Origin of the sequence: Acinetobacter sp. CWB-B33 (genome assembly GCF_039655955.1) — a bacterium.
GTDB lineage: Bacteria > Pseudomonadota > Gammaproteobacteria > Pseudomonadales > Moraxellaceae > Acinetobacter > Acinetobacter bouvetii.
Genome location: NZ_JAGFEU010000001.1, coordinates 1231612 through 1257547, shown reverse-complemented (window position 1 = coordinate 1257547; position 25936 = coordinate 1231612). Strand labels below are relative to the sequence as shown.

Sequence of the window (25936 nt, the reverse complement as noted above, 5' to 3'; positions counted from 1 at the left end):
AAAAGAAATGAACCAATTTATTTATGCGTACTGACTTGGGTCATGCGCGGAATTTTCGGTAAATTCTCAAGTGCTGGATCTAGCTCGTCTTCCTGTGCATGCACCAAGAAATCCACCCGTTCACGCAGGCGTTTAAATTCAGGCGTCAGCATCAGTTCGGGATTGCGAGGACGGGGCAAATCGACCTCAATAATTTCTTTAATTTCACCGGGATTGGCTTTGAGCGCCACAATGCGATCTGCCAATAAAATGGCTTCATCCATGTCGTGTGTCACAAAAATAATGGTGATATCAATGTTTTGCCAAAGATCCATTAAATGTTTTTGCATTTTTTGACGGGTATGCGGATCAAGCGCGCCAAATGGTTCATCCATCAATAATATTTTTGGTTCATTGACCAATGCGCGGGCAATGGCAACGCGCTGTTTCATCCCGCCAGAAAGCTGATGCGGGTATTGATCTTGATATTTTTCTAGACCAATAATATCAATCCATTCACGGGCGCTAGATTCAGCTGAAGCATTGCTGGCGCCTTTCATTAACGGGCCGAACATCACATTTTCTTTAACGGTTTTCCATGGAAAAAGCGTGTAGCCTTGAAAGACCATGCCGCGCTCAGGGCTTGGGCCTTCAATGGCTTGGCCATCGACCAGTAATTCACCGCTGCTGTATGGGTCAAGCCCAGCTACAATTCGGCTAAATGTCGATTTACCGCAGCCTGAGGGGCCAATCACGCAGATAAATTCACGTTTATGAATCTTTAGATCCAGCTGATTTAGAATGGTGCGTTCAGTTTTACCGTGCTTAAAACTTTGCGTCAGTTTTTTCGCTTCTAAAATGACAGGGCGCGCATAAATTGCATCGAAATAGGTTTTGGCATTAAATTCTATGCTGTTCATTATTTTGCTCCTGCTTTCCATTTAAATAGATGTTGGCCTAGTTTCATCAGCACCACATCGCACACCAAACCAATCACCCCAATGATTAGGATCGCAGCATAAACATTGTCAAAGTTTTGGTAACGCGCTTGTTGGGTAATAAACCATGTAATCCCAGAAGTCGTGCCGATTAGTTCAGACACGATCAGATAAGTCCAAGCCCAGCCCAGCAAGACACGCAGGTCGCGGTAAATGTCGGGTAGCGCTGCTGGAATCACCACATGAAACAGGCTTTTCAGTTTATTGGTGCCGAGCGTAAAACCGGCCTCTATCAAGCCGCGGTCAACCATACGCGTGGTATTGGCAATAATCAGAATCTGCTGAAACAGCGTACCAATCACGATAATGGCAATTTTAGGTGCATCATTAATGCCTAAAATAGCCACTGCCAATGCGCCAAAAGCAGGTGCGGGCAAGTAGCGGAAAAACTCCACAAAAGGTTCGGTCAGTTGTGATATTTTTTGTGAAAAGCCGCAAAGAATGCCAAGCGGAATACCAATGAGTGAGGCAATAAAAAAAGCGCTGAACACAATTTTAATACTGTGCCATAAGCTTTGATGAAACCATGGGGCATCCGGCTGCGCGGGCGGGGTAATAAATGCGGTCACTAATGCCTTTGCAACTTCATGAGGCGCAGGTAGATAGATTGGATTGACCAGTTTGCCTTGCGGTGGTTCTGCGCCTGCATTGACCGCAGATTGCGCTTCGGCATAAAACACCGCTTTGTCTACACGGCTATCAACCTGAAAATACGGTACACTGCCAGACTGAGTAATTTGCACCTGCGGATGCCATAAAAATGGCGAATAACTCACTGCACACCAAATGAGCACAGGAATTAAAAATGATCCTAAGCCAAGCAATAGCTTGCTTTTTGGACTGAGCTCTTTTGCGACATAACCCATACTGACCAAGCCCCAATATTACTTTTTTAATAAAACGTAATACTGTTAAGCAATTTGAATGCCAAACGCGTGTATGCCGTGATTTATCGGCTATGTGCAAAGTTAGACAGGCTGTAAACAGCAAAAAGCCTGCAAAAGAAGCAGGCGATATCGTTTTTTTGATCAACACTGATGCTGAAATGTGCTTTTATGGCGCAATCAATTGCTGAAAAAGCATTTTCATGCCTTCACTGGCGCCTGCTTTAATCAGCTGATACTGTTCAGGTACGCGCTGATAATCTGCTTTCGGATCGATATAAAATGCACGGCAGTTGGCAGGGATTTCGTGAATCAATCCAGCCACAGGATAGACAGCTAGACTCGTGCCAATCACAATAAAAATATCTGCCGTTTGCACACTCACACTGGCATCTTCATATGCAGGAACTGCTTCGCCAAACCAGATCACATGCGGCCGTAAAGGATAACCATCAGGGCACTTATCGGTGTCTAAGTTTAAATCTGAACCTTCAATGGGAAACAATTCCTGCGTGTATTGTGCCTGAGGGCCAGAGCTTTTAGCGAAGCGGATATTGCCATGCAGGTGCAGGACATTTTGACTGCCGGCGCGCTCATGCAGGTCATCAATATTTTGGGTAATGACTTGAACATTAAAAAAATCGTCTAGCTCGGCAATCAGGTGATGCGCCTCATTTGGCACTGCGGCTAATATATGTTTACGGCGCTCATTATAAAAACGCTGCACCAGTTCAGGGGCGCGCGTCCAAGCTTCAGGTGTGGCCACATCTTCAATACGATGCTGTTCCCACAGCCCATCACTGTCACGAAAAGTATTGATGCCACTTTCCGCGCTCATGCCGGCGCCTGAAAACACCACAATTTTTTGCATAGTCATTTAAGCCTTATATTTTAATTTATGAGTCCATTGCGTACGGCTGCATGTGTTGAATGGATAATTCAGCGACTTCACTGTACTGAATATGAATTGTCATCTTCAAGCGGACTGATGCAGTTCCTGCAGTACCCAATCGACAAATTTTTGAATTTGCGGAGAAATGTCCTGACTGGAGTGGACCAAGTAGTATTTGCGGCTGCCTTGCAATTTCTTGCTGGAAGCAATCACCAGTTCCTTTTTGTTCAGCTCAGATTCAATCAGCATTTGCGGAATCAGCGCCATGCCCATGCCATGACTGGCCGCTACAGAAAGCATGGAAAATAATTCATGGCGCTGCCCATCAAATGGTTTGGGATGCTGAATCTGATGCGCCTGAAACCATTCTTGCCAAATACTGGGGCGGGTGGTTTGCTGCAGCAGCGGCATTAAAAGCAGTTCTTCATCACTTAGGTCATAGCTGTGTTCATTTTGCATGACTGCTTCTGGCAAACGGTTTTGAATGAGTGCAGGCGAACAGACGGGAACCACTTCTTCATCCATGAGGTAATGTGCCTGAATGCCGGGCCAATGTTCTATCTGCTGTTGGGTTCCTGCAAAAATAGCCGCATCAAACACATTTTCATTGAATAAAAAAGGCTTGGTGCTGGTTTCTAAATGTACGGTAATTTCAGGGTGCTGCGTATTCAATTTATGCAGTTTCGGCAGCAGCCAGCGTGTTGCGAAAGTCGGGACTACACCAAGTTTTAAAGTCCCGCCTAGGCCTTTATGCGTCATGATGTCTGCCGTGCTTTTTTCGATTCCCTGCAAATAAGGCTTAATGCCTTTTGCATATTGCTTGCCGGCTTCGGTCAATTCTACGCCGTGGCGTGTCCTACTGAACAGATTGACGCCCAAGTATTCTTCCAGCTGCTGAATTTGCCTTGAAACAGCGCTTTGCGTAATAAACAGTTCCTGTGAGGCATGGGTATAACTGGAATGCTTGGCAGCGGATTCAAAGCAAATCAGGCTTTGCAAAGATGGAATATTACGCCGCATAGATAAAGTCCTTTTTATCGATAGGTATCACAAAATGTCATATACACATAAATTGAATATCACACCATCATCTAAACATAGTACATTGCGGGGCATAACGGAGTGGCTAAAATGCTTAACTTGGGTTTTGCAGTTTAAGTTATGCGGTAACCGCATAACTGCATGCAAATTAATCGTTTGAAAGGAGCGCTTTTCACACATAGCATCAATGAAAACAAACAAAGCCTGATTAAGCAGAGGAAGCGATGAATCAAATGGTTAAGGTAAAAAAAGCAAAAGTTCAATTCAACTGGCGAGATCCATTTTTATTAGAGCAGCAATTGACAGAAGAAGAACGCATGATCCGTGATACAGCGCATGCATATTGCCAAGACCGCTTGCAGCCGCGTGTGCTGGAGCAGTTCCGTCATGAACAGACCGATCCAGCCATTTTCCGTGAAATGGGCGAACTGGGCTTGCTTGGCCCAATGATTCCAGAACAGTACGGCGGCGCTGGCTTAAATTATGTCAGCTATGGCCTAGTGGCGCGTGAAATTGAATATGTCGACTCTGGCTACCGATCTATGGCCAGTGTGCAAAGTTCCTTGGTAATGGTGCCAATTAACGAATTTGGCTCTGAAGAGCAAAAGCAGAAATACCTGCCAAAATTGGCAACGGGTGAATACATTGGCTGTTTCGGCCTGACTGAGCCTGACCACGGTTCTGACCCTGGCAGCATGATCACCCGCGCGAAAAAAGTCGATGGCGGTTACCGCCTAACTGGCGCAAAAATGTGGATTACCAACAGTCCAATCGCAGACGTATTTGTGGTGTGGGCGAAAGAAGTCTCAAAAGAAGGCCATGTGGGTGATATCCGCGGCTTTATTCTGGAAAAAGGCTGGGAAGGGCTTTCAGCACCGGCAATTCATGGCAAAGTAGGCCTGCGTGCATCAATTACAGGTGAAATTGTGATGGACAATGTCTTTGTTCCTGAAGGGAATGCTTTTCCTGAAGTACGCGGTTTAAAAGGGCCTTTCACTTGCTTGAATAGCGCGCGTTACGGTATTGCCTGGGGCGCAATGGGCGCTGCTGAATTCTGCTGGCATACAGCACATCAATACACCATGGACCGTAAACAGTTTGGCCGTCCATTGGCTGCTAATCAGTTGATTCAAAAGAAACTGGCTGATATGCAAACTGAAATTGCATTAGGTTTACAAGCAGCTTTACGTTTTGGCCGCATGAAGGATGAAGGCATTGCTGCGGTTGAAGGCACATCCCTGATTAAACGCAATAACTGCGGCAAGGCTCTAGAGATTGCCCGTGTAGCCCGAGACATGCTGGGCGGCAATGGCATTTCAGATGAATTCGGCGTGGCACGCCATCTGGTTAACCTTGAAGTGGTAAATACCTACGAAGGCACACATGATGTGCATGCACTGATTTTAGGCCGTGCGCAAACGGGCATCGCGGCATTCGGCAACTAACTTAAATTAAGTCATTCAGATGCTCTTTCGGGAGCATCCTTAGGGTCTTTGTGCAAAAAATTAACCGTAAATACATGAATAACAGTCAATACATAAAGGATTCATCGTGAAATACTCTTGTAAATCTGCATTTTGGCTGAACTGAATTTAAGTGTGAAACCATAAAAAAAAGAAAAATATCAGGCAGAAGCAGAGACATAGGAATGTCGATGACTCATTTGGGAAAATGAGGTAAATGGATAATGAACAATGAAATGCAAAACAGCGCAGGAGTGCTGAAACTGCCAAACAATGTCGGGACAATGCACCGCATTAACAGCAATACATGGAAAATGGCGTTTATTTTCGCTTTTGTGTCGCTGGTGATTGATGGCGTAGATATTATGCTGTTGTCATTCAGCTTAACCAGTTTAAAAGCAGAATTTGGCCTATCGTCATTTCAGGCAGGCATGCTGGGTAGTGCCTCTTTAGCGGGTATGGCGCTAGGCGGCATATCCGGCGGATGGGCCTGCGACAAGTTCGGCCGTGTTAAAACCATTGCATGGTCAGTGGTATTTTTTTCCGTTATGACCTGCATTTTAGGCATGACCCAAAGCTATGAACAATTTTTGATTTTGCGCTTTGTCGGTGCGTTTGGCCTGGGTTCGCTTTATATGGCGTGCAACACCTTAATGGCAGAATATGTGCCGACCAAATACCGTACAACGGTGTTGGGCACCCTGCAAACGGGACAAACCGTAGGCTACATTGTTGCAACCTTATTGGCCGGTTCAATTATCCCGGATCACGGCTGGCGCATGCTGTTTTATGTAACTATTGTTCCTGCTGCTTTTGCATTGATATTCATGCGTTTTGTTCCAGAACCTGCCTCTTGGCAGGAAGCTAAAATTGAACAGATCAAACGCCGTGAATTGAATCCAGAACCAGTTCCGCAAATGGCTGCTGCTGAAAAAGCGCCATCGGAAAGTATTTATAAACGTATTTTTGGGCATAGCAATCACCGCAAAATGTTCCTGCTTTGGATGAGCACAGCCGCTTTTCTGCAGTTCGGCTATTACGGCGTCAATAACTGGATGCCGACTTATCTGGAAACAGAACTGGGCATGAACTTTAAAGCCATGACTGGCTATATGGTTGGCGCTTATACCGCAATGATTCTAGGTAAAATTTTATCAGGCTATGCGGCTGACAAGCTGGGACGCCGTGTCACTTTTGTCTTTGGAACGGTCGCTACAGCTGCATTTTTGCCAGTGATTATTTTCTATAATACGCCAGCCAACATTGCTTATTTACTTGTAACTTTCGGCTTTTTATACGGTATTCCGTATGGCGTGAATGCAACGTATATGGCAGAAAGCTTTTCTACTGATGTACGCGGTACAGCGATTGGCGGAGCCTACAACATGGGCCGTTTAGGCGCAGCCATTGCTCCAGCAACCATTGGCATGATTGCCGCAGGAGGATCATTCACTCTAGCCTTTATTGTGATGGGCGCAGCGTACTTTATTGCAGGTGTTATTCCAGGCCTGTTTATTCGAGAGCGTCAGTATGACCCTCAGCAAGCCGCCGTTTCAGCAGAACAGCAAAAACTTGCGGAATTGGATACACATACATCTGATGAAAGCAAAGCGATTTCCAAACCAGCCACAGCAAAATAAAAAATCGGCTATGGGCACACTCCAAACGTGCTCATGGTCAAAGGAGTAAATTAATGGGCGCATTGCAAGGCATTCGAGTTTTAGATTTAAGCCGAGTATTGGCTGGACCATGGTGCGGCCAAATTCTGGCGGACTTAGGCGCAGAAGTGATCAAAATTGAACGGCCGCAGGCGGGTGATGATACCCGTATGTGGGGCCCGCCTTGGATGCCGGATCAGCACGGCAATCCAACACGTGAATCAGGCTACTTCCAATGTGCGAACCGCAATAAATATTCAGTCGCGATTGATATTGCCAGTCCAGAAGGACAGTCCTTAATTTACGAGATTGCTAAAACAGCCGATGTCGTCATTGAAAATTATAAAGCCGGTTCACTGGCTAGGTATGGACTGGATTATGCAGCGCTGAGCGCTATCAATCCAAACTTAGTCTATTGTTCTATTACAGGTTTTGGCCAAGATGGCCCGCGTGCGGAAGAGCCGGGCTATGACTTTATTATTCAAGGCATGTCTGGCCTGATGAGTATTACCGGTGAAGCAGATGATGTGATTGGCGGCGGGGCGCAGAAAGTCGGTGTGGCTGTGGTGGATATTCAAACTGGACTGTATTCAACCATTGCCATTCAGGCTGCGTTATTGGCGCGCCAGCATACAGGACGCGGTCAATATATAGATATGTCTTTACTGGATGTACAGGTGGCGGCTTTGGCAAATCAAGGCATGAACTATCTGACATCGGGCAAAGCGCCGCAGCGTATGGGCAATAATCACCCAAATATTGTGCCTTATCAAACTTTTAAGGCAAAAGATAAAGAGTTTATTATTGCTTGCGGCAATGACAAGCAATTTAAAGACTTGTGTTTAGCTATTAGCTATACAGAATTATTGGATGATGCACGATTTATACGTAACCAAGACCGCGTAAAAAATCGTGATGTGCTCATTCCTTTATTGTCAGCTTTTTTCTTGAAAAAAACAGCTGGGGAATGGGTCAATGCGATTCATGCGGTTAAAGTGCCTGTCGGTGTGATCAATTCAATTGAAGATGCTCTGAATGAACCGCAAATTCAGCACCGCAACATGGTGGTGAATATTCCGCATGCGCTGAACAATGATTTTAAAGTGATTGGGTCACCTATGAAATTCTCCGATACCCCAGTGGAATACCGTCATGCGCCACCGCAATTGGGCGAGCATACGGCGCAGATTTTATCGCGCTTTAAAACCGCAGATGAACTGAAGGCCTTAAAAGCGCAGGGCATTATTGATGGAGAAGTAGCATAGATACAGTATTAAAGGCTATTTTTATATGGCAGCAGCTTGTTTAATATCGTTAATAAAAATGCAACGCAATGATTGAATAGCAGCCCAAAAACTCGAAAATTTACTTAAAAGGCCAATTCATTAGAACTGGCCTTTTATTTATGGAATAACAATATGATTTACATAGAATAATTCAAAGAATTTTGGATAACGTGTATTATGTTAATTTTAGACAAGTTAAAAAGCACTTTACTTATTGAGTTTTTGGAAAATATAGGCTGTTTATGTCATTTGACTTCGTAAAAATCTTTAAAAAAATTGATCTTCATAAAAATGATTCTGATGTTGATAACTTCATGAAAACGATCATCAACTATTGTCATGAAATGCAGCCACACAAAAGTTGGGATCTATTTAAAGAATTAGATTACACAACAGAAGTAGAAAATTTAGCGATTCATTTAATTACTACTTTAGAAAAAGAGCCTTCTCCATTTATTGAACAAGGATTTTGGTTTGGGCTTTCTGACAATGGATATCTCTATTTTGCAGTATCGGATCAATACATTACAGAAGAAGATAACCTAGATTGGATGTCTGAAGCTGAAACATATTATCCTGAGCAAGGGGCTTTTAACTCTAAAATTTTGCGATCTATTGAAAATTTAGCTGATGAGACAGATTTAGATAACTATGCTGAATATCCTTTATTCTTAGCCTATGCGCTAAAGCTGGCACATGCGTCAATGATTCATTATAAAGCTGCTTACCCTGATAGAAAGATTGGGTATTCTATTGGATACGATTCAGGAGATTTCATTACTGGAGGATGGATTTAAGCTCCCATTTTTGTGTAAGTCCAAATAGAAATGCCCAATTGCTCAAAATAGAAGTATCTTGTTCAGTCATCATGCATCGCTATTGATCAGTTGCAGTGAAAGTTATGCAATTCAGATAAGCAAAGGCCTATCTGAATTGCATAGTTGCTTATTGCTGTAAAAAACTCTGCACAGCCTGATTAAAGGCTTTTGGCTGTTCAATGTTTGAAATATGCGATGCATTGATCTCAAATAATGAGCTGCTGCGGACATTATTGATAATGTATTGTGCATCCGCGACAGTAGTGACAGGGTCTTTTTGACCAGCAACCACCAGAGTTGGTACCGTAATATTTTTAAGCTGTTCCCGCACATCCGCTTTAGCCAAAGCTTCACAGCAGCTTGCATAACCTTCTGGGCTGCCAGCACCAAGATCGTTACTCAAAGATTCTACAATTGCTGTGTTGCTTCGGATAAAGGGTTCGGTAAACCAACGCGATGCTGCAGTCTCTGCAATTGGCTTGAGGCCTTGCTCACGAACAAGCTGTGCACGGTCGTTCCATGCCTGCTCTTGACCAATTTTTGCTGCAGTGTTGCAGACAATCACATGGTTAAAACGTTCAGGGTGATGAATGGCCAGCCATTGACCTGTAAGTCCACCCATAGAAATGCCGCAGAAGCTAGCTTTTTGAATATTCAGATGGTCGAGCAGATTGACGACATCTGTTCCCAGCTGTTCTATGCTGTATGGCCCTTGCGGTGCGGTAGATGCACCGTGACCGCGGGTGTCATAGCAGACAATAAAATACTCTTTTTTAAAGAAATTTATCTGCGGCTGCCACATTTGATAATTTGTTCCCAAAGAATTGGAAAAAATAATCGCAGGTTTGCGGGCATCACCGAAAGTTGCGTAATTAATCGCTGCATCATTGGATATAAATGTAGGCATGTTTTGAATCCTTAATTTTATAAATTCCCCTAAATCCCCCCTTTGATAAGGAGGACTTTTATTGAGGATTAAACACGTTCAATAATCAAAGCGATGCCTTGACCGACACCAATGCACATTGAGCATAGGCCGTATTTACCGCCTGTTTGTTCAAGTTGGTTCAGTGCAGTGGTGACTAATCGTGCGCCTGAAGCACCAAGGGGATGACCCAATGCGATAGCACCACCGTTCGGATTGACTTTTTCTGAGCCATCTTCAAGACCCAGATCACGTGTCACAGCAAGCGCCTGGGCTGCAAAGGCTTCATTCAGCTCAATCACATCCATTTGCTCCAAAGTCAAACCGGTTTGAGCCAGTAACTTTTTAATTGCAGGTGCAGGGCCAAATCCCATGATGCGAGGTTCTACACCGACCACCGTAGCAGCAATGATTTTGGCACGGGCCTTTAAGCCAAATTGGGCTACCGCATCATCTGATGCAATCAATAATGCAGCTGCACCATCGTTAATGCCTGAGGCATTGCCTGCGGTGACGCTACCATCAGCTTTAACAACCGGTTTGAGTTTGGTTAAGGCTTCCAGTGTGGTTGAGGCACGTGGGTGCTCATCGGTATCAACAACGATTGGTTCGCCTTTACGCTGAGGAATGACGACAGGAATAATTTCATTGGCAAAGAAACCACGTGCTTGAGCAGCTGCGGTACGCTGTTGGCTCGTTAAAGCGAATTGGTCTTGATCTGCACGGTTAATGTTGAATTGTTCCGCGACATTTTCTGCTGTTTGCGGCATGGTTTCCACACCATACAGCTCTTTCAGTTTAGGATTGATAAAACGCCAACCCATGGTGGTGTCTTCAATTTTTTGACTGCGACCATAAGCACTGTCTGATTTGCCCATCACAAAAGGTGCACGTGACATGCTTTCAACACCGCCTGCGATAATTAAGTCCGCTTCACAAGATTTAATGGCACGTGCAGCCATAGCAACCGCATCCAGCGACGAACCACAAAGACGGTTTACCGTGGTTGCAGGCACTTGGTAGGGAACACCAGCGAGCAGCGCAGACATACGTCCGACGTTACGGTTGTCTTCACCGGCTTGGTTGGCGCAGCCATAGATCACGTCATCCACTTGTTCCCAGTTCACGGAAGGATTACGTTCCATCAAGGCTTTAATCGGTAGGGCACCTAAGTCATCTGCACGCACTGGTGCTAGACCGCCTGCATAGCGGCCAAAGGGTGTGCGGATCGCGTCAATAATGTATGCGTTTTTCATATCTTTTCCTTCTACCTCCCTTAATCCCTCCTAAAAGGAGGGAGGCTTTCCAATCCTAAATTTATTTAGGTCAAGTCCCCCTTTGAAAAAGGGGGATTATTTATTATTGATTAAGCCCGAGTCCCATCAACCAATTTTGCACCCGTCATGGACTGCAATTCTTCAAAAGAAAGGCCTTCAACTTTTTCAAGGACTTTCATACCACCTGTTGTGACATCGATTACGCAAAGGTCTGTATAAATACGGTCTACACATTTCAGGCCTGTAGCTGGATAAGCCAGTTCAGCCACGATCTTTGGTTCGCCTTTTTTGGTGACATGGTCTGTAGTAATAAAGACTTTTTTAGCGCCTACGGCTAAGTCCATGGCACCGCCTACCGCAGGAATGGCATCAGGCGCGCCGGTATGCCAGTTGGCCAAGTCGCCATTTTCAGCCACCTGAAAAGCGCCTAGTACCGCAATGTCCAAATGTCCGCCACGCATCATGGCGAATGAATCCCCATGATGAAAATAAGCGCCGCCTTCAAGTAAAGTCACAAACTCTTTGCCGGCATTGATCAGTTCAGGATCTTCTTCACCCTTGGCAGGCGGCGGGCCAAATGCCAATAGACCATTTTCAGAATGTAGAAATACATCTTTGTCAGCAGGTAAGTAGCTGGCAATTTTAGTCGGCAGGCCAATGCCTAAATTGACATAGGCACCGTCAGGAATATCTTGTGCAACACGTGCAGCAATTTGATCACGTGTTAATTTGGTATAGCTCATTGTTTTGTCCTCACGTGATTAAGCAGATTGCTCAAGTTGTTTTGTACCGACAGCAACCACGTGCTGTACAAAAATCCCTGGGGTAATAATATGCTCTGGATCGAGTGCGCCAAGTTCCACCACTTCTGCAACTTGGGCAATAGTGACATCCGCTGCCATGGCCATAATTGGACCAAAGTTACGTGCTGATTTGTTGTAAACCAAGTTGCCCCAACGGTCGCCTTGATGTGCCTTAATTAAGGTAAAATCGGCCTTAATTGGGTTTTCAAGCACGTAATCTTTGCCTTCATAGTTCAGGGTAGGTTTACCTTCCGCAAGCAAGGTACCAAAGCCTGTAGGCGTATAGATTGGACCCAAGCCCATGCCCGCAGCTTGAATACGGCAAGCCAGATTGCCTTGCGGTACGAGTTCCAGTTCGATCTTGCCTGCACGATAAAGTTCATCAAATACCCAAGAGTCGGACTGGCGAGGGAAAGAGCAGATGATTTTACGGACAGCACCGGCCTTTAACAGTTTAGCCAAGCCATAGTCACCGTTGCCTGCATTGTTATTCACAATGACCAGATCCTTGATGCCAAGCTCAATCAGGCCATCGATCAGTTCAGCAGGCTGACCCGCCGTACCAAAACCGCCAATCATAATGGTCGAACCATCTTTAATTTGTGAGAGCGCTTCTTTAAGGGAAGCTGAGCTTTTATCAATCATAGTCGTTCCTATGGCAAAATTATTTTGATTCGGTCTGAGAAAGAGAAATGGTGTGAGGTACAGCAGGTTCAGGTTTAGGCTTGCTCAATAACAAGTGCGCAATAATCCCGATACAAATGCCCCAAAACACCGAGCTCAAACCTAAAAAGTGCATGCCGGATGCGGTTGCTAAAAAGGTGATCAGCGCAGCATCACGTTCAGATTCATCTTTCATCGCGACAGATACATTGGTGCCAATGGCGCCAAGCAGCGCAAGGCCAGCAAGGGCAGCAACCAGTTCTTTGGGCAACAGGCTAAACAGCATGACGATACTGCCTGCAAATAAACCGCCAAGGATGTAAAACAGCCCGTTGGCAATACCTGCGATATAGCGTTTATCTTTCAGTTCATGCGCATCTTTGCCCATGCACAGCGCGGCAGTAATCGAAGCCAACACAATGGTAATGCCGCCCACGCAGGCGACTGCTAATGAAGCAATACTGGTGGCGGTAATAATCGGTTTGGCCGGGGTGTCATAACCGCTGAGTTTCATAATCGCCATGCCTGGTAAAAACTGTCCGGTTAAGCTGACTAAAATCAGCGGAATCGCGAAGTTCAGCATGCCATTGATGGACCACTCAGGACTGATCCACTGCGGGATTGCCAGACTGAAATCAACCGTGACAGGGTTCATTTTGCCGAGCAATACACTGAGCAGCACCCCGCTCAGCAATACCCAAACCATGCTGTAGCGAGGGCTAACACGTTTTGAGATCAGGAATACCAGCACCATGCCAAATACAATCAGCGGCATACTGTCGGTTGCAGTAAAAAGTCCCAATCCAAATTGAAATAAAATCCCTGCCATCATGGCTGCCGCAATCGACTGAGGAATCCATTTCAACAGTTTGTCGAAATAACCGCTGAGTCCAATCAACAGAATGACCAAAGCGGCTGTGATATAAGCCGCGACAGCTTCATTCAGTGAAATATTCGGAAATAAAGTCACCAATAATGCTGTGCCCGGCGCAGACCAGGCGGTGATGACTGGGGTCTTGTATTTAATCGAGAGAAAAATACAGGCAACAGCAGCACCAATAGAAATGCCCCAAATCCATGAAATCATCATATTGGGTGCAACATTGGCCTTTTGTGCCGCCTGGAAAAAGATAATCAGCGGGCCAGAGTAGGAAATCAGCACTGCTAAAAATCCTGCAACAGTGGCTGATAAAGACCAATCATCTTTTAGGGTTTTTAACAGGGTCGTCATTGCTCTTGCCTCCATGCTGATACATCAATGATCCTGTGCCGCTTTCAATCAGGTTTAACCCTGATCGCCGCCGCCAACGGGTACAACTGTGCCCGTCATGTATGAGGATTCATCAGAAGCAAGGAATACAATGGCATTCACTTGTTCCTGAATTGTGCCGTATCGGCCGAGGAAAGTACGGTCGATGGTCTGATCTACCACTTCCTGCATCCACTGTTTTTCAGACGCTGTTAATGGATTGGCATTGCGCGGAATTTTGCGCGGCGGCGCTTCTGTACCGCCAGTTGCCACAGCATTAACACGAATGCCATCTTTCGAATGGCAAAAAGCTAAAGATTTGGTTAAAGCATTTACACCGCCTTTAGAGGCAGAATAAGGAATACGGTTAATGCCACATGTTGCAATTGACGAAACATTGACAATCACGCCTGCCTGATTTTTTAACATTTCAGGCAATACAGCATGGCAGCACCACATGGTTGGAAACAGCGAACGGCTGACTTCTTTTTCAATTTCTTCAGGGCTAAATTCGGTGAAAGGCTTCATCCAAATTGCACCGCCAACGTTGTTAATTAGTACATCAATGCGGCCGTAGGTTTCTATGGCTTTGGCGACAACTTCAGCTGCACCTGCATAAGTTTCTAAGTTGGCTTTAACGATGATGGCATCACCATTTTGCGCTTCAATTTCAGCAAGTGTCTCTTCTACAAAATCTGAATAATCAGCTAAGATCACTTGTGCGCCTTCACGTGCAGCCTGAAGCGCTACACCGCGGCCGATACCTTGAGCAGCGCCAGTCACAATAATGACTTTATTTAAAAATCTTTGACGATCCGACATAGAAAAATTTCCTTTCAATTAGTTTGCAGAGAATTTTTCAAACAGGAAGTTTGCAGGTTTTACGCCTTCAGCGTCTAACCAGCCGCGAACCGCTTCTACCATTGGCACAGGACCGCATAAATAGACATCCACATCGCCGCCATTCAGCCATTCGTTTTCAATATGGCCAGTGACATAACCTTTACGCTCATGTGCAGATTCCGGATTTGCCACGACGGTGCGGTATTCAAACCAAGGGAATTTCTCTTGCAGTTCATTCAGTTTTTCAATTGCTACCAAGTCAAAGTCATTGGTTACACCAAATACAAGGCGTACAGGCTGTTCAGAGCCTTTTTCTTCCAGCACTTGCAGCATCGACATAAATGGGGCAATGCCTGTACCGCCAGCCAGCATCACTACCGGGCGCACCACATTGCGCAGATAGAAGCTGCCGAATGGACCTTTGAATGTCATCACATCGCCAGCTTTGGCATCGACGCTCAGGAATGAGCTCATTTTGCCTTCAGGCACATTGCGCACGACAAAGCCTGTTAAGCGGTTGCCCGGTTTAGAGCTGAATGAATAAGAACGGGTTTCATCCGTACCAGGAATACCCACATTTACGTATTGGCCAGCTAAGAAGTTAATTTCTGGCTGTCCATCATCCAGCTGAATATCAAAGGTGATTGTCGAATCAGATAAATTTTCTACGCGGGCTAATGTGCCTTTAAATTCATGAATTTCTGTTTTGCAGACATCTGATGATGCTTGAATCTGGAAGACTGCGTCTGAGGTCGGTTTGCATTGGCAAGCCAAGATATAACCTTCTGCGGCTTCTTCTGGCGTTAATGCATCTTCAATATAAGTTTCTTCAGGCATATCAAACGAACCTGATTCACAAAATGCGCGGCATGTGCCGCAAGCACCATCTCGGCAGTCCAAAGGAATATTGATCTTTTGGCGATATGCTGCGTCGGATAAGCTTTCACCTTGTGCAACAGAAATAAAACGTGTTACGCCATCTTCAAATTGAAGCGCTACATTGTGGTTTGACATGGCTGAATATCCTATATAAATCTTTAAATATCATCCTTTCAGCCAACGTTCCATCTGACTGAAAGGTTTTACCTTGCTGTATAAACAGTCTTAGAGGTGATAAATATCAATTACTTGGTTGATATAATCGTTTTTGAGGACAACATATTTGCTGAGAATTTTTGGCTGATCACCAGAAAAATCAATTTCATAGCGCGACATGCCAAAGTAGCTGTAGTTGGTTTTGTAACGGAAACTTAAAGTGTTCCAGTTAAAACGCACGGTGACTTTATTGCCGTCACGTTCAACCACTTCAATATTGCAAATGTTGTGGCTGGTGCGGGTATCCGGCATGGTGGCAGAAGAACGTTCAGTCTTGATGCGGAATACACGGTCTTCCAAACCTTGACGGTCCGGGTAGTAGATCAGTGAAATTTCTGACTGCGGGTCTTCAGTCAGTTTGTCATCGTCATCCCAAGCCGGCATCCAGAACGATGCAGAAGGGGCATAACAATTTAACCAGTCATCCCATTGTTCATCATCTAAAAAGCGCGCTTCGCGGTAGAGGAACTGAGCAATGCTTTCAAGCGAAATAGTGTCTTGTTGAACTACAGCATTCATGCGCTTTCTCCCATTGCAGCGGCTTCTGCCTCAGCCAGTTCCTTTTCAGATTGGATGGCTTCTTTCATCATTTTCAGCCAGTATTGGTGCTGCGCTAAATACAAACCTTCATCTTCAGTTTTAATGCCGCTTAACACAGGTTTTAAACCGATTTCATTGGCAGCATCATCTGGGCCTTGGATCCAGTGTTTTGAACCGCGGCACATGTCGTTCCATTCCAGCTCAATACCAGCATAGCCCGCTTGGCATGCGCGGAATTCTTCAAGATCATCTGGGGTTGCCATGCCTGAAGCATTAAAGAAGTCTTCATATTGGCGAATACGGCGGGTACGCGCTTCCGGCTCTTCACCGACAGGCGCAATACAGTAAATCGTCACTTCTGTTTTGTTGACTGAAAGCGGGCGCAATACCCGAATTTGCGAACCGAACTGATCCATCAAATAGACGTTTGGATACAGGCACAGATTGCGTGAGCGCTCAATCATCCATTTCGACATTGGCGCGCCAAATTTCTCGGTATATTCATCCGCTTTGACAAAGTTTGGACGGTCTTCCGGGTTTGCCCATTGGGTCCACAGCAGCATATGGCCATTTTCAAAACCGTATGAGCCGCCGCCTTGCTTGCCCCAAGAGCCAGCGCTCATCGCGCGGATGTTGTCAGCCGCTTGCGCTTCTTTACGGTGCTGTGTCGTTGCTGCGTAGTTCCAGTGCACGGCGGAAACGTGGTAGCCGTCTGCGCCATTTTCTGCAGTCAGTTTCCAGTTGCCTTCATAAGTATAGGTAGATGAACCGCGAAGGACTTCAAGGCCTTGATCTGACTGACCGACAATCATGTTGATGATTTTTGCGGTTTCACCTAGAAATTCTTCAAGTGAGGGTACATCAGGATTTAAGCTGCCGAATAAGAAGCCTTTATAGCTTTCAAAACGCGCGACTTTCTTCAAATCATGCGAACCGTCTTGGTTAAAGCAGTCTGAATAGCCTGCTTCTGAAGGATCTTTAACTTTCAGCAGTTTGCCTGAGTTATTGAATGTCCAGCCGTGAAATGGGCAGGTATACGTTGCTTTGTTGCCTTTTTTATGACGGCAAAGCTGTGCGCCGCGGTGCGAACAGGCATTGATCATGGCATTCAGTTCACCTTGGCGGTTACGCGCAATGATGATGGGCTGACGGCCAATATGCGTGGTGTAGAAATCGTTATTATTTGGAATCTGGCTTTCGTGCGCCAAGTAAACCCAGTTGCCTTCAAAGATGTATTTCATCTCTAAATCAAAAAGGGATTGATCTGTAAATACAGAACGATGAAGCTTAAATTCACCGCTTTCAAAATCGTCAACTAAAAGTTCGTCAATGCGATCAAGATGGCTGGTGTTAATAACTGGGATACGAGGCATGTCCGTTCTCCGACTTTCCAATTCTTTTGGGGAAGTCACCCGGATGTCATGAAACTGACATCTGGGTTTCCTATGATGGTCTTAAGCGCTAGCGCGGCGGCGGTCAACTTCAGTTGACGGCGCTGCAGTTTGGTCTTTCACCAGCTCAACATTAAAAGTAATGTGCTTGAATGCTTCTGTTTGGCCGCGGCGCGCAATTTCAGCTGCATCCGTCACATCAACAGCAGTTGCAACCAAACCGTCACGCGTTGCAAATGCAAAGTCGTCCCACAGGTATTTGTCGCCTTCAATGTTGAATTGCGTTGTCAGCTTGCGGTAACCCGGTGCCGAGATGAAATAATGCACATGAGACGGGCGGTTGCCGTGACGGCCAAGCTTGTTCAGAACAAACTGCGTAGTGCCTTCTGGAGGGCAGCCGTAACCGACAGGCATAGTTGTTTGCGCCGTATAAGAGCCTTCCGCATTGCTTAAAATGGTGCGGCGAAGGTTGAAGTCAGACTGAGACTTGTCAAAGAAAGAGTAGTTGCCTAGGCTGTTGGCATGCCAAATTTCAACTTTAGCGCCTTCAATAAGATTGCCTTCAGTATCAGTTACTGTGCCTTCAATGAACAGCGTAGGAATTTTGCCTGCTTCAGAACCATCATCCATACGTGCAAAGCCCACTGTTTCAGGCGCACCTGCAACGTATAATGGTCCTTCAATGGTACGAGGTGTTCCGCCTGTAATGCCTGCTTTGGCATCAGCTTCGTCAGCACGTAAGTCCAAGTAGTGTTCCAGACCTAAACCAGCAGCCAAAAGGCCTAATTCATTCGCCTGGCCTGCATCTGTGAAATACTCAAGACCTTTCCAAAGTTCTGTTTGAGAAATATCTAAGTCTTCAATGGCTTGGAATAAATCACCCAGCAAACGGACAACAATTTGTTGCACACGCGGGTCTACAGGACCAATGGCTGTGTCAACGTTCATTTGTTTTACGAGTGCATCAATTTCTTGGCGGTTCATACTAATGCTCCTTAAGTATGCAATATGTTTTGGTGGCTGGAGTGATGCTTTTTTTCACTTAGCTGCCACAGTCCTTGTTTCATTAACTTTTGCTTTTGCGAAAAACAGACATTCTGTATTTCAAATCAACTGTCGTTATCACGTATTGAGGATGGGTGGCGGTTTAGCGCCATCATTTCAATATTCATGTAGGGGTACAACGGAAGTCCTTGCAAAATATTGTGCAACTCTTCATTGCTCTCTACATCAAAAATACTGATGTTTGAGTACTGGCCTGTGATACGCCAGATATGGCGCCATTTGCCTTGGCGCTGTAATTCCTGTGAATAGGCTTTTTCGACGGCCTTAATCTCATTAGCTTTTTCCGCTGGCATATCCAGTGGAATATTCACGTCCATACGTACTTGAAAAAGCATGTGAAACTCCTTGTTAATTCTTGGATTTACTTGCGGCGCAAGCAGTCAATCTTGTCTTCATCCAGTTCAATACCTAAACCTGCTGTTTTCGGAACAGTCAGTTCAAAGTTCTGGTATTGAAGCGGTGTTTTTAAAATTTCTTCGGTGAGCAGCAGCGGGCCAAATAACTCTGTGCCGTAGGCTAAATTTTCAAAGGTAGAGAAAGCGTGCGCTGAAGCAATGGTGCCCACAGGCCCTTCCAGCATGGTGCCGCCGTATAGGTCTATCCCTGCCAATTTGGCAATTTTGGCCACTTCACAACCTTCAGTTAAGCCGCCAGATTGTGCAACTTTGACAGCAAAGACAGAAGATGCATTGCGTTTTGCCAAGTGATAAGCACTGTGCGGACCCATCAGCGATTCATCCGCCATGATGGCAATCTCGAATCTGCGGGTGAGGCGTTCCATGGCGTCAATATTGTCAATGGCGCAAGGCTGTTCAATAAGGTCTACGCCGCCGTCTTGCAGTAATTGAATGCCTTTAACGGCTTCAAGTTCTGACCAGGCGCGGTTGACATCGACACGAATTGAAATATCTGAACCTAACGCTTTTTTAATCGTTAAAACATGCTCAACATCTGCTTCGACTGGGCGGGAGCCAATTTTTAGTTTGAAAATGTTATGGCGTTTTGCTTCAATCATTTTCTGCGCTTCAGCAATGTCTTTATCCGTATTGCCAGAAGCCAAAACCCAAAGCACAGGGACGCTGTCTCGTAAACGGCCACCCAGCAGTTCACTCAGCGGCAAGCCAAGACGTTGTGCCTGAATATCAAGCAATGCGGTTTGAATGGCGCATTTTGCAAAACGGTTGCCGTTAATATTGCGTTTAATCACTTGCATGGTTTTCGCAACATTTAAACCCGGCAGGGTTTTCATCAATGGCGCAAAATAAGTTTCAATATTGGTTTTAATGCTTTCCGGGCTTTCTTCCCCATAGCCTAAACCGCCAATTGTGGTTGCTTCGCCCCAACCGATAAACCCATCGTCTGTTGTGACTTTAACCAGAACTAATGTTTGCGTTTGCATTGTCGCAACAGCCATCTTATGCGGACGGATGGTTGGAATTTCGACAAGCAGTGTTTCAATGGATTTATACATCTTGGCTCTTCGCAACCTTGCGTTGTGTACCTGATGTGATATACCTTAAAAGAATAATATTTGACTGTCTAAGATCAAATTTGCATTTTTATATATCCTAAAGGTATGAAAATATGGAACTCAGGCACCTTCGCTATTACGTAGCTGTCGTAGAAGAGCAAAGTTTTACTAAAGCGGCAGAAAAACTTTTTATCGCCCAGCCGCCTTTAAGCCGCCAGATACAGAATCTTGAAGCAGAACTGGGCACTCAACTCTTTGAACGCGGCAGCCGCCCTTTAAAGACCACAGAAGCAGGTTATTTTTTCTATCAGCATGCCGTTAAACTTTTGTCTAATGCCGAAGAAATTAAAGCCATGACACAGCGCATTGGTTTGGTAGAAAAGACCGTCACCATGGGCTTTGTCGGTTCGCTTTTATATGGACTGCTGCCTAAAATTGTTTATTTATTCCGCCAGCAGCATCCATATTTAAAAATTGAATTGATTGAAATGAGTACAAAAGACCAAATTATCGCTTTAAAAGAAGGGCGCATAGATGTTGGTTTTGGGCGGCTTCGCATATCGGACCCAGCTGTTCGCCGGGTTCTTTTGCGCGAAGAGCCGCTTATGGTTGCTGTTCATGCAAGTCATCCATTGGCTCAGCAAAAAGAAGGCGTGTATTTAGCCGATATTGTTGATGAAAATCATTTTTTATATCCTAGCCATCCAAAACCTAATTTTTCAACACAGGTTCGGCATCTATTTTCTGAACATGGATTAGACCCTAAAAACCTAAAAGAAGTGAGAGAAATCCAGCTGGCGCTGGGCCTTGTAGCCGCTGGTGAGGGGATTTGTATTGTGCCTGAAAGTGCAAGAACGATTCAGTTTCCGCATTTGCACTACATTCCAGTTTTAGACGACTCTGCCAAAAGTCCTATTTTTCTGGCTATCCGCTGTATGGATGAGAGTGATCATATCCGGTCACTATTTGACTGCATCTATCAAGTTTATGATTTGGAAGCGATACAATATGACCGTGCTGTAATCTAATGAAAATACATTTATCGCGGCTAGATATGGCGCACAAAAGAAAATAGAAAATGCCCGGAAAAAAAGATTTTCTGTCTCAGATAAAACGTGAAAAATACAATATAAATAAGCAAATGGCGAATTTAAGATTAAAGTCTTAAATTCGCTTTTTTTATGGGTTATTTACAACAGTATAGAAGTGAAACCGGTAATATTTTCACCATTCTAACAAATCAATTTTTCAATAAACTAGAAATAACACACTGTTTTATAGTAAATAAATTTTTAATCCGACTAAAAAGGTATAAATGTAGAGCTAATCGGTTTTGGACATAAAAAAACCTTTGCTTCATTGTTTGCGCTAACAAGGAACATCGCAAGCAGGAGGCGAGCAGTGAATACTCAACAGATAAATATCAATTCAGTTATTGATGAAGCAAAATTTACACCTTTCCATTGGGGCGTTTTAATTTGGTGCCTCATAATTATCATTTTTGACGGTTATGATCTTGTCATTTATGGCGTGGCCTTGCCGCTGCTGATGCAGGAGTGGGCGCTCTCTGCCGTTCAGGCCGGCATGCTGGCCAGTACTGCGCTTTTCGGCATGATGTTTGGCGCCATGTCCTTTGGCACATTGTCAGATAAATTGGGCCGTAAAAAAACCATTATGATTTGCGTGGCTATTTTCAGCGGCTTTACCTTTTTAGGCGCATTTGCCACAAATCCTATCGAATTCGGCATTTTGCGTTTTCTTGCCGGTTTAGGCATCGGCGGCGTGATGCCGAACGTTGTAGCCTTAATGACCGAATACGCGCCGAAACGCATCCGCAGCACATTGGTTGCGCTGATGTTCAGCGGCTATGCCATTGGCGGCATGACTTCAGCATTGCTCGGCGCTTGGCTGGTGGCGGATTATGGCTGGAAAATCATGTTTTATATTGCGGGTATTCCATTCATTGCTTTGCCGCTGATTTGGAAATTTCTGCCTGAATCTTTGATGTTTTTGACCCAAAAAGGAGATACAGAAAAAGTCCGCAGCATCGTACAGAAAATCTCACCTGAGCAGCCTGTTTCAGCAGTTGCCGAATTCAGCTTGAATGAGCCGTCAGCAGGTGATGAAGCGCCACTAAAAGCTTTATTTCAGCAAGGGCGCACCTTCAGTACGGTCATGTTCTGGATTGCATTCTTCATGTGCCTACTGATGGTCTATGCGCTAGGCAGCTGGCTGCCAAAACTGATGATTCAGGCTGGATATTCGCTCGGCGCAAGCATGCTGTTCTTATTTGCATTGAACATTGGCGGCATGGTAGGCGCAATTGGCGGCGGCGTATTGGCAGATAAATTTCATTTAAAACCTGTTCTGAGCATTATGTTTACCGTAGGCGCATTGGCACTGATTATGCTCGGCTTTAACAGTCCGCAAGCCGTCCTGTATGCCTTAATTGCGGTTGCTGGCGCAGCAACGATTGGTTCACAAATTTTACTTTATACCTTCGTCGCGCAATTTTATCCTGCAGCCGTCCGTTCTACAGGCATGGGCTGGGCATCAGGCATAGGCCGTATTGGCGCTATTGTCGGTCCAGTGTTGACGGGCGCTTTGCTGACGCTTGAATTGCCGCATCAAATGAACTTTCTTGCAATTGCCATTCCAGGCGCTATCGCTGCCTTGGCGGTCTTCTTGGTTAATTTAAAAGCGTCTGTAGAAGGATCAAAAGAGCAGCAGGCTGCACCAGTAAAAAGCCCTATGATCAAAAGCGCTGCAAATTAATAATCCATAAATCAATCTTCTTAATTTTTAAAACAGCATCCTCAGCCCTTATGCATACGCATAAGGGCTGAGGAGCACTGTGTCAAAACACTGTAAAAAAGGAATGGGCTTTGTCCCAAAGAGGTCAGGATGAACACTCAATTTTTTAACTTTATGCTTAAACCTTTAACATTGGCATGTGCGATTGCATTGCCTGTTGCAACGCATGCGGCGCCTGCAACAGACGCAGAAGTGGAACAGCTGCGTGCAGAAGTTAAAGCGCTGAAAGCCATGATGCAGCAATATGCGCAGCAGCAGAATTCATTAAGCAATCATTTGGCAGAAGTAAAAGCAAAGTCTGAAACCATTGCAGAGCCATCGCCTGCATCTGTAGTTAAAGCGCAAGGTTTAAGCCTGAAAACCAAAGGCGGCGCAGAATTCAGCGTATATGGCAATGTGCGTGCAGATGCGTTATATCAGGCTGAAGGCGGCAGTGCAGCGCGTTTATACAACCAAATTAATACGGTTCCGCTGGAAGGCAGCGGTGAAAGTTCAGACCGTTTAAAAGCGTCTCTGGCCGCTACACGTTTGGGCTTAGATTTTAAAACCGCAACGCAGGCTGGAGATGTCAGCGGAAAAATTGAAGTCGACTTTTTAGGCGCAAATGACAGCTTGCGCATCCGCCATGCATATTTGACCTATGGTGATTGGCTGGTGGGTCAGACATGGTCGAACTTTGCTGTGCCAGATTACATGCCGGAAACCATTGATGCCCTGGGTTATGTCGGCGGCGCAGTGAAACGCACACCGCAAGTGCGCTATAGCTATAAGTTTGATCCTGCAACCAATTTTGTTATCGCAGCAGAAGATTCTAAAGACGACAGCTCGAATATGCGCTTGCCGGCTTTAACTGCGCGTTTAAATCATAAATTCAGTGATACCCTGATGGTGAGTGCGCGCGCCATGGGTACAGAAAAGAAAACCGATGCAGATTCTGAAACTGCGTGGGGCGTGGGACTCGGTGCCAAGTTAGACTTAACAGATCAAACCTTCTTAAAAGCTGATTATTATCATGTGAAAGGTGACAGCAGCTTTGTGTCATGGACCAACCAAGGTTTTGTAACCAATGCCAATAAGGACATTATCGCCAGCAATGAATTTGATTCGATTACGCTTGGCATTACGCAGCAGTTTAATCCGCAGTGGCGCGGCACTTTGGGCTATGGTTACATGAAGGCAGATAACAATGATGACTATATCAATGCATTTGCGGATAAAACAAAAATCAATAAAGCGCTGTGGCAAGCGTGGGCCAATGTGTTTTATAGTCCAGTCAAACCCATCAGCCTAGGGCTTGAATATGTTTATGGTGAGCGTGAAGCTTTTGGCGCAGCGCCGAACGGTAGCACAAAAGGTGAAGACAACCGTATCAATGCTGTAGCGATGTATAATTTCTAAGACTTTCCTTGCTTCAAGCTAAGTGAATTAAAAGCCTGAGAATTGCATAATGCACTCAGGCTTTTAACTTTCATAATATGGGGCGATGTTCAATCTTCCAAAAAGATATCTGCATTCACTGCGCACGTCGATGCCGTATGCTTTGGCAGATCTGCTGCATAGCCTGTTATGAGCCATAAAAGATACTTTGCTGCAAAAGAATAAAATTACCGGCCTGTGTTAAAGCCTGCAAAGATAAATTCAGAGCATCCAAATCCCTAATGTAATGACAATGTCATCTGCAGTGCATGACATGCCTTGCAGAATATAGCGGCTGGCATCAATTTCCGCAGCGACAAATTACAGGGCGGCATATTATCGCCGTTTAAATAACTGTTTTTGCGTTTTGCGTTTTGCGTTTTGCGTGCTGTGCCAGCAGCTGTATGAATTTCTGATTATAAAGCAGTTCTGAATTAGGAAATGCAGAGCCAAAAGGCGCAATTTCTGCAGCTTGTATCGACTTTAAATAATGAAACACCGCTGAGTTAATCTGAACATTCTTTTTTAAGCGGACTTCAGAATTTTTATCTTTTAATGCTGTTTCAGCAGCATTGAACTGCCGTGGGGCAACATAAAACCCAGATTTATTTTTAGCATAAACCAGCCCTTGCACTTCCAAAGACTGATAGGCATTTAATACGGTAATCAGGCTGAGTCCAGACAACTGTGTCTGTTCCCGCAAAGAAGGCAGTTTCTCATGCGCTTGCCAGACACCATTTTCAATCATTTGGCGCAAATGCTGCACCAGCATATCAACACCATAAGCAGCAGTACATTTATAACAGTTTCTTATGCATAGAACCTATCTGTTATATTTTTTCAGTCTATTTCTGTGTCTACACAGACATCTATCTCTTTTTCATAATGTACATAGCGCATAAACAGCAAATAGGTGATTGTGATGAAAGATTCGATGAAAAACGAAGAGCAGGCAAGAAAAGCGCCGCAGTACGCTGATAGCGGTCTTTCTGATAAAGCCTTTAAAAACATGATTATCTGGTTTTCAATCTATGCAGGTCTATTTTGCATTGGGGTCATTGTTGCCATCAATGCAGATCAAATTAATATGGGTTAAAATGCCGTACTGAATTTATGATCGGTATCGAAATCAGTTTAAAATATGAATCAAAGCATATTAAAAGCCGTCCAGCCTGCTGCTGAATGGCTTTTTTATTTGTTTAGAATAATCATAATTTAAGCATCACTTCGTTTTCCCATTCGCCAATGAATTGCCTAATAAAAACGAATTTTGCAGTCTAAAGAAAACAGTAGTCAAAGCTGGGTTTCTGGGTTAAAACATTTGGACAGGCTTGATGTATGCAGGATTTATACATCGCATAAGTT

Annotated in this window: 24 protein-coding genes and 1 pseudogene; 8 read left to right on the top strand and 17 right to left on the bottom strand. The window is 44.9% G+C overall.

Annotation, left to right across the window (positions count from 1 at the left end; genetic code table 11):
- Positions 1 to 17 precede the first annotated feature (17 nt).
- The 4 genes from JZ784_RS06025 to JZ784_RS06010 form a co-directional block, all read right to left on the bottom strand.
- Positions 18 to 899, bottom strand: a complete 882-nt coding sequence (locus JZ784_RS06025) for an ABC transporter ATP-binding protein (protein WP_005009808.1) — start codon at positions 897 to 899, stop codon at positions 18 to 20.
- The gene (locus JZ784_RS06020; RefSeq protein ID WP_005009809.1) at positions 899 to 1843 is read right to left on the bottom strand and encodes an ABC transporter permease; all 945 of its coding nucleotides are present in this window, start codon (positions 1841 to 1843) and stop codon (positions 899 to 901) included. Before JZ784_RS06020 ends, JZ784_RS06025 begins: the two co-directional genes overlap by 1 nt.
- A 187-nt stretch (positions 1844 to 2030) precedes the next feature.
- Positions 2031 to 2732, bottom strand: coding sequence for a Sir2 family NAD-dependent protein deacetylase (locus tag JZ784_RS06015; RefSeq protein ID WP_346314263.1), 702 nt, complete (start codon positions 2730 to 2732; stop codon positions 2031 to 2033).
- 105 nt (positions 2733 to 2837) lie between these two features.
- On the bottom strand, positions 2838 to 3773 hold the full coding sequence (locus tag JZ784_RS06010) for a LysR substrate-binding domain-containing protein (protein ID WP_005009813.1): 936 nt from the start codon (positions 3771 to 3773) through the stop codon (positions 2838 to 2840).
- 245 nt (positions 3774 to 4018) lie between these two features.
- On the opposite strand from JZ784_RS06010, the gene JZ784_RS06005 reads away from it, so the two are divergent.
- The 4 genes from JZ784_RS06005 to JZ784_RS05990 all read left to right on the top strand — a co-directional run bounded on the left by JZ784_RS06005 (position 4019) and on the right by JZ784_RS05990 (position 8998).
- A complete protein-coding gene (locus JZ784_RS06005; protein ID WP_346314199.1) occupies positions 4019 to 5239 on the top strand; it encodes an acyl-CoA dehydrogenase in 1221 nt (406 codons plus the stop codon).
- Positions 5240 to 5481: 242 nt separating this feature from the next.
- Positions 5482 to 6897, top strand: coding sequence for an MFS transporter (locus tag JZ784_RS06000; protein ID WP_346314198.1), 1416 nt, complete (start codon positions 5482 to 5484; stop codon positions 6895 to 6897).
- 53 nt (positions 6898 to 6950) lie between these two features.
- Positions 6951 to 8180, top strand: coding sequence for a CaiB/BaiF CoA-transferase family protein (locus tag JZ784_RS05995; protein ID WP_346314197.1), 1230 nt, complete (start codon positions 6951 to 6953; stop codon positions 8178 to 8180).
- Between the two features lie 263 nt (positions 8181 to 8443).
- Positions 8444 to 8998 carry a hypothetical protein gene (locus tag JZ784_RS05990; protein ID WP_130146955.1) on the top strand — a complete coding sequence of 185 codons (555 nt, stop codon included), beginning with the start codon at positions 8444 to 8446 and terminating at the stop codon, positions 8996 to 8998.
- A gap of 148 nt (positions 8999 to 9146) precedes the next feature.
- Here the strand turns inward: JZ784_RS05990 and pcaD are convergent, their stop codons facing one another.
- From pcaD to JZ784_RS05930, 12 genes are all read right to left on the bottom strand, one after another.
- Positions 9147 to 9926 carry a 3-oxoadipate enol-lactonase gene (gene pcaD / locus JZ784_RS05985; RefSeq protein WP_346314196.1) on the bottom strand — a complete coding sequence of 260 codons (780 nt, stop codon included), beginning with the start codon at positions 9924 to 9926 and terminating at the stop codon, positions 9147 to 9149.
- A gap of 68 nt (positions 9927 to 9994) precedes the next feature.
- Positions 9995 to 11200: a 3-oxoadipyl-CoA thiolase gene (gene pcaF / locus JZ784_RS05980; RefSeq protein WP_346314195.1), complete on the bottom strand. Its 1206-nt coding sequence runs from the start codon at positions 11198 to 11200 to the stop codon at positions 9995 to 9997.
- Positions 11201 to 11310: 110 nt separating this feature from the next.
- Entirely contained in the window at positions 11311 to 11964 is a 654-nt protein-coding gene (locus JZ784_RS05975) for a 3-oxoacid CoA-transferase subunit B (protein WP_346314194.1), read from the bottom strand.
- Positions 11965 to 11982: 18 nt separating this feature from the next.
- Positions 11983 to 12669 carry a 3-oxoacid CoA-transferase subunit A gene (locus tag JZ784_RS05970; RefSeq protein ID WP_346314193.1) on the bottom strand — a complete coding sequence of 229 codons (687 nt, stop codon included), beginning with the start codon at positions 12667 to 12669 and terminating at the stop codon, positions 11983 to 11985.
- A gap of 19 nt (positions 12670 to 12688) precedes the next feature.
- Complete coding sequence (gene benE, locus JZ784_RS05965) at positions 12689 to 13918, bottom strand: benzoate/H(+) symporter BenE (RefSeq protein ID WP_346314192.1); 1230 nt, start codon at positions 13916 to 13918, stop codon at positions 12689 to 12691.
- Positions 13919 to 13972: 54 nt separating this feature from the next.
- Positions 13973 to 14758, bottom strand: coding sequence for a benzoate diol dehydrogenase BenD (gene benD / locus JZ784_RS05960; RefSeq protein ID WP_346314191.1), 786 nt, complete (start codon positions 14756 to 14758; stop codon positions 13973 to 13975).
- An 18-nt stretch (positions 14759 to 14776) separates the two neighbouring features.
- A complete protein-coding gene (gene benC / locus JZ784_RS05955; RefSeq protein WP_346314190.1) occupies positions 14777 to 15793 on the bottom strand; it encodes a benzoate 1,2-dioxygenase electron transfer component BenC in 1017 nt (338 codons plus the stop codon).
- A 90-nt stretch (positions 15794 to 15883) separates the two neighbouring features.
- Positions 15884 to 16393, bottom strand: coding sequence for a benzoate 1,2-dioxygenase small subunit (gene benB / locus JZ784_RS05950; RefSeq protein WP_005009830.1), 510 nt, complete (start codon positions 16391 to 16393; stop codon positions 15884 to 15886).
- On the bottom strand, positions 16390 to 17787 hold the full coding sequence (gene benA / locus JZ784_RS05945) for a benzoate 1,2-dioxygenase large subunit (protein WP_346314189.1): 1398 nt from the start codon (positions 17785 to 17787) through the stop codon (positions 16390 to 16392). The genes benB and benA overlap by 4 nt, the downstream gene beginning before the upstream one ends.
- Before the next feature lie 81 nt (positions 17788 to 17868).
- A complete protein-coding gene (catA, locus tag JZ784_RS05940) occupies positions 17869 to 18789 on the bottom strand; it encodes a catechol 1,2-dioxygenase (RefSeq protein ID WP_005009835.1) in 921 nt (306 codons plus the stop codon).
- 125 nt (positions 18790 to 18914) lie between these two features.
- Positions 18915 to 19205, bottom strand: coding sequence for a muconolactone Delta-isomerase (catC, locus tag JZ784_RS05935; protein WP_346314188.1), 291 nt, complete (start codon positions 19203 to 19205; stop codon positions 18915 to 18917).
- Positions 19206 to 19231: 26 nt separating this feature from the next.
- Complete coding sequence (locus JZ784_RS05930; RefSeq protein WP_346314187.1) at positions 19232 to 20341, bottom strand: muconate/chloromuconate family cycloisomerase; 1110 nt, start codon at positions 20339 to 20341, stop codon at positions 19232 to 19234.
- Positions 20342 to 20454: 113 nt separating this feature from the next.
- Here JZ784_RS05930 and JZ784_RS05925 point away from each other — a divergent pair, with 113 nt between their 5' ends.
- From JZ784_RS05925 to JZ784_RS05915, 3 genes are all read left to right on the top strand, one after another.
- Entirely contained in the window at positions 20455 to 21369 is a 915-nt protein-coding gene (locus JZ784_RS05925; protein WP_346314186.1) for a LysR family transcriptional regulator, read from the top strand.
- Between the two features lie 373 nt (positions 21370 to 21742).
- Complete coding sequence (locus JZ784_RS05920) at positions 21743 to 23116, top strand: MFS transporter (RefSeq protein WP_346314185.1); 1374 nt, start codon at positions 21743 to 21745, stop codon at positions 23114 to 23116.
- 129 nt (positions 23117 to 23245) lie between these two features.
- Complete coding sequence (locus tag JZ784_RS05915) at positions 23246 to 24553, top strand: DcaP family trimeric outer membrane transporter (protein ID WP_346314184.1); 1308 nt, start codon at positions 23246 to 23248, stop codon at positions 24551 to 24553.
- A gap of 169 nt (positions 24554 to 24722) precedes the next feature.
- On the opposite strand, the pseudogene JZ784_RS05910 reads toward JZ784_RS05915, so the two are convergent.
- A pseudogene (locus JZ784_RS05910) lies at positions 24723 to 25343 on the bottom strand (GntR family transcriptional regulator); the annotation flags it as partial.
- 162 nt (positions 25344 to 25505) lie between these two features.
- Between JZ784_RS05910 and JZ784_RS05905 the strand changes: the two are divergent.
- A complete protein-coding gene (locus JZ784_RS05905; protein ID WP_167571628.1) occupies positions 25506 to 25667 on the top strand; it encodes a hypothetical protein in 162 nt (53 codons plus the stop codon).
- The last annotated feature ends 269 nt before the right edge of the window (positions 25668 to 25936 follow it).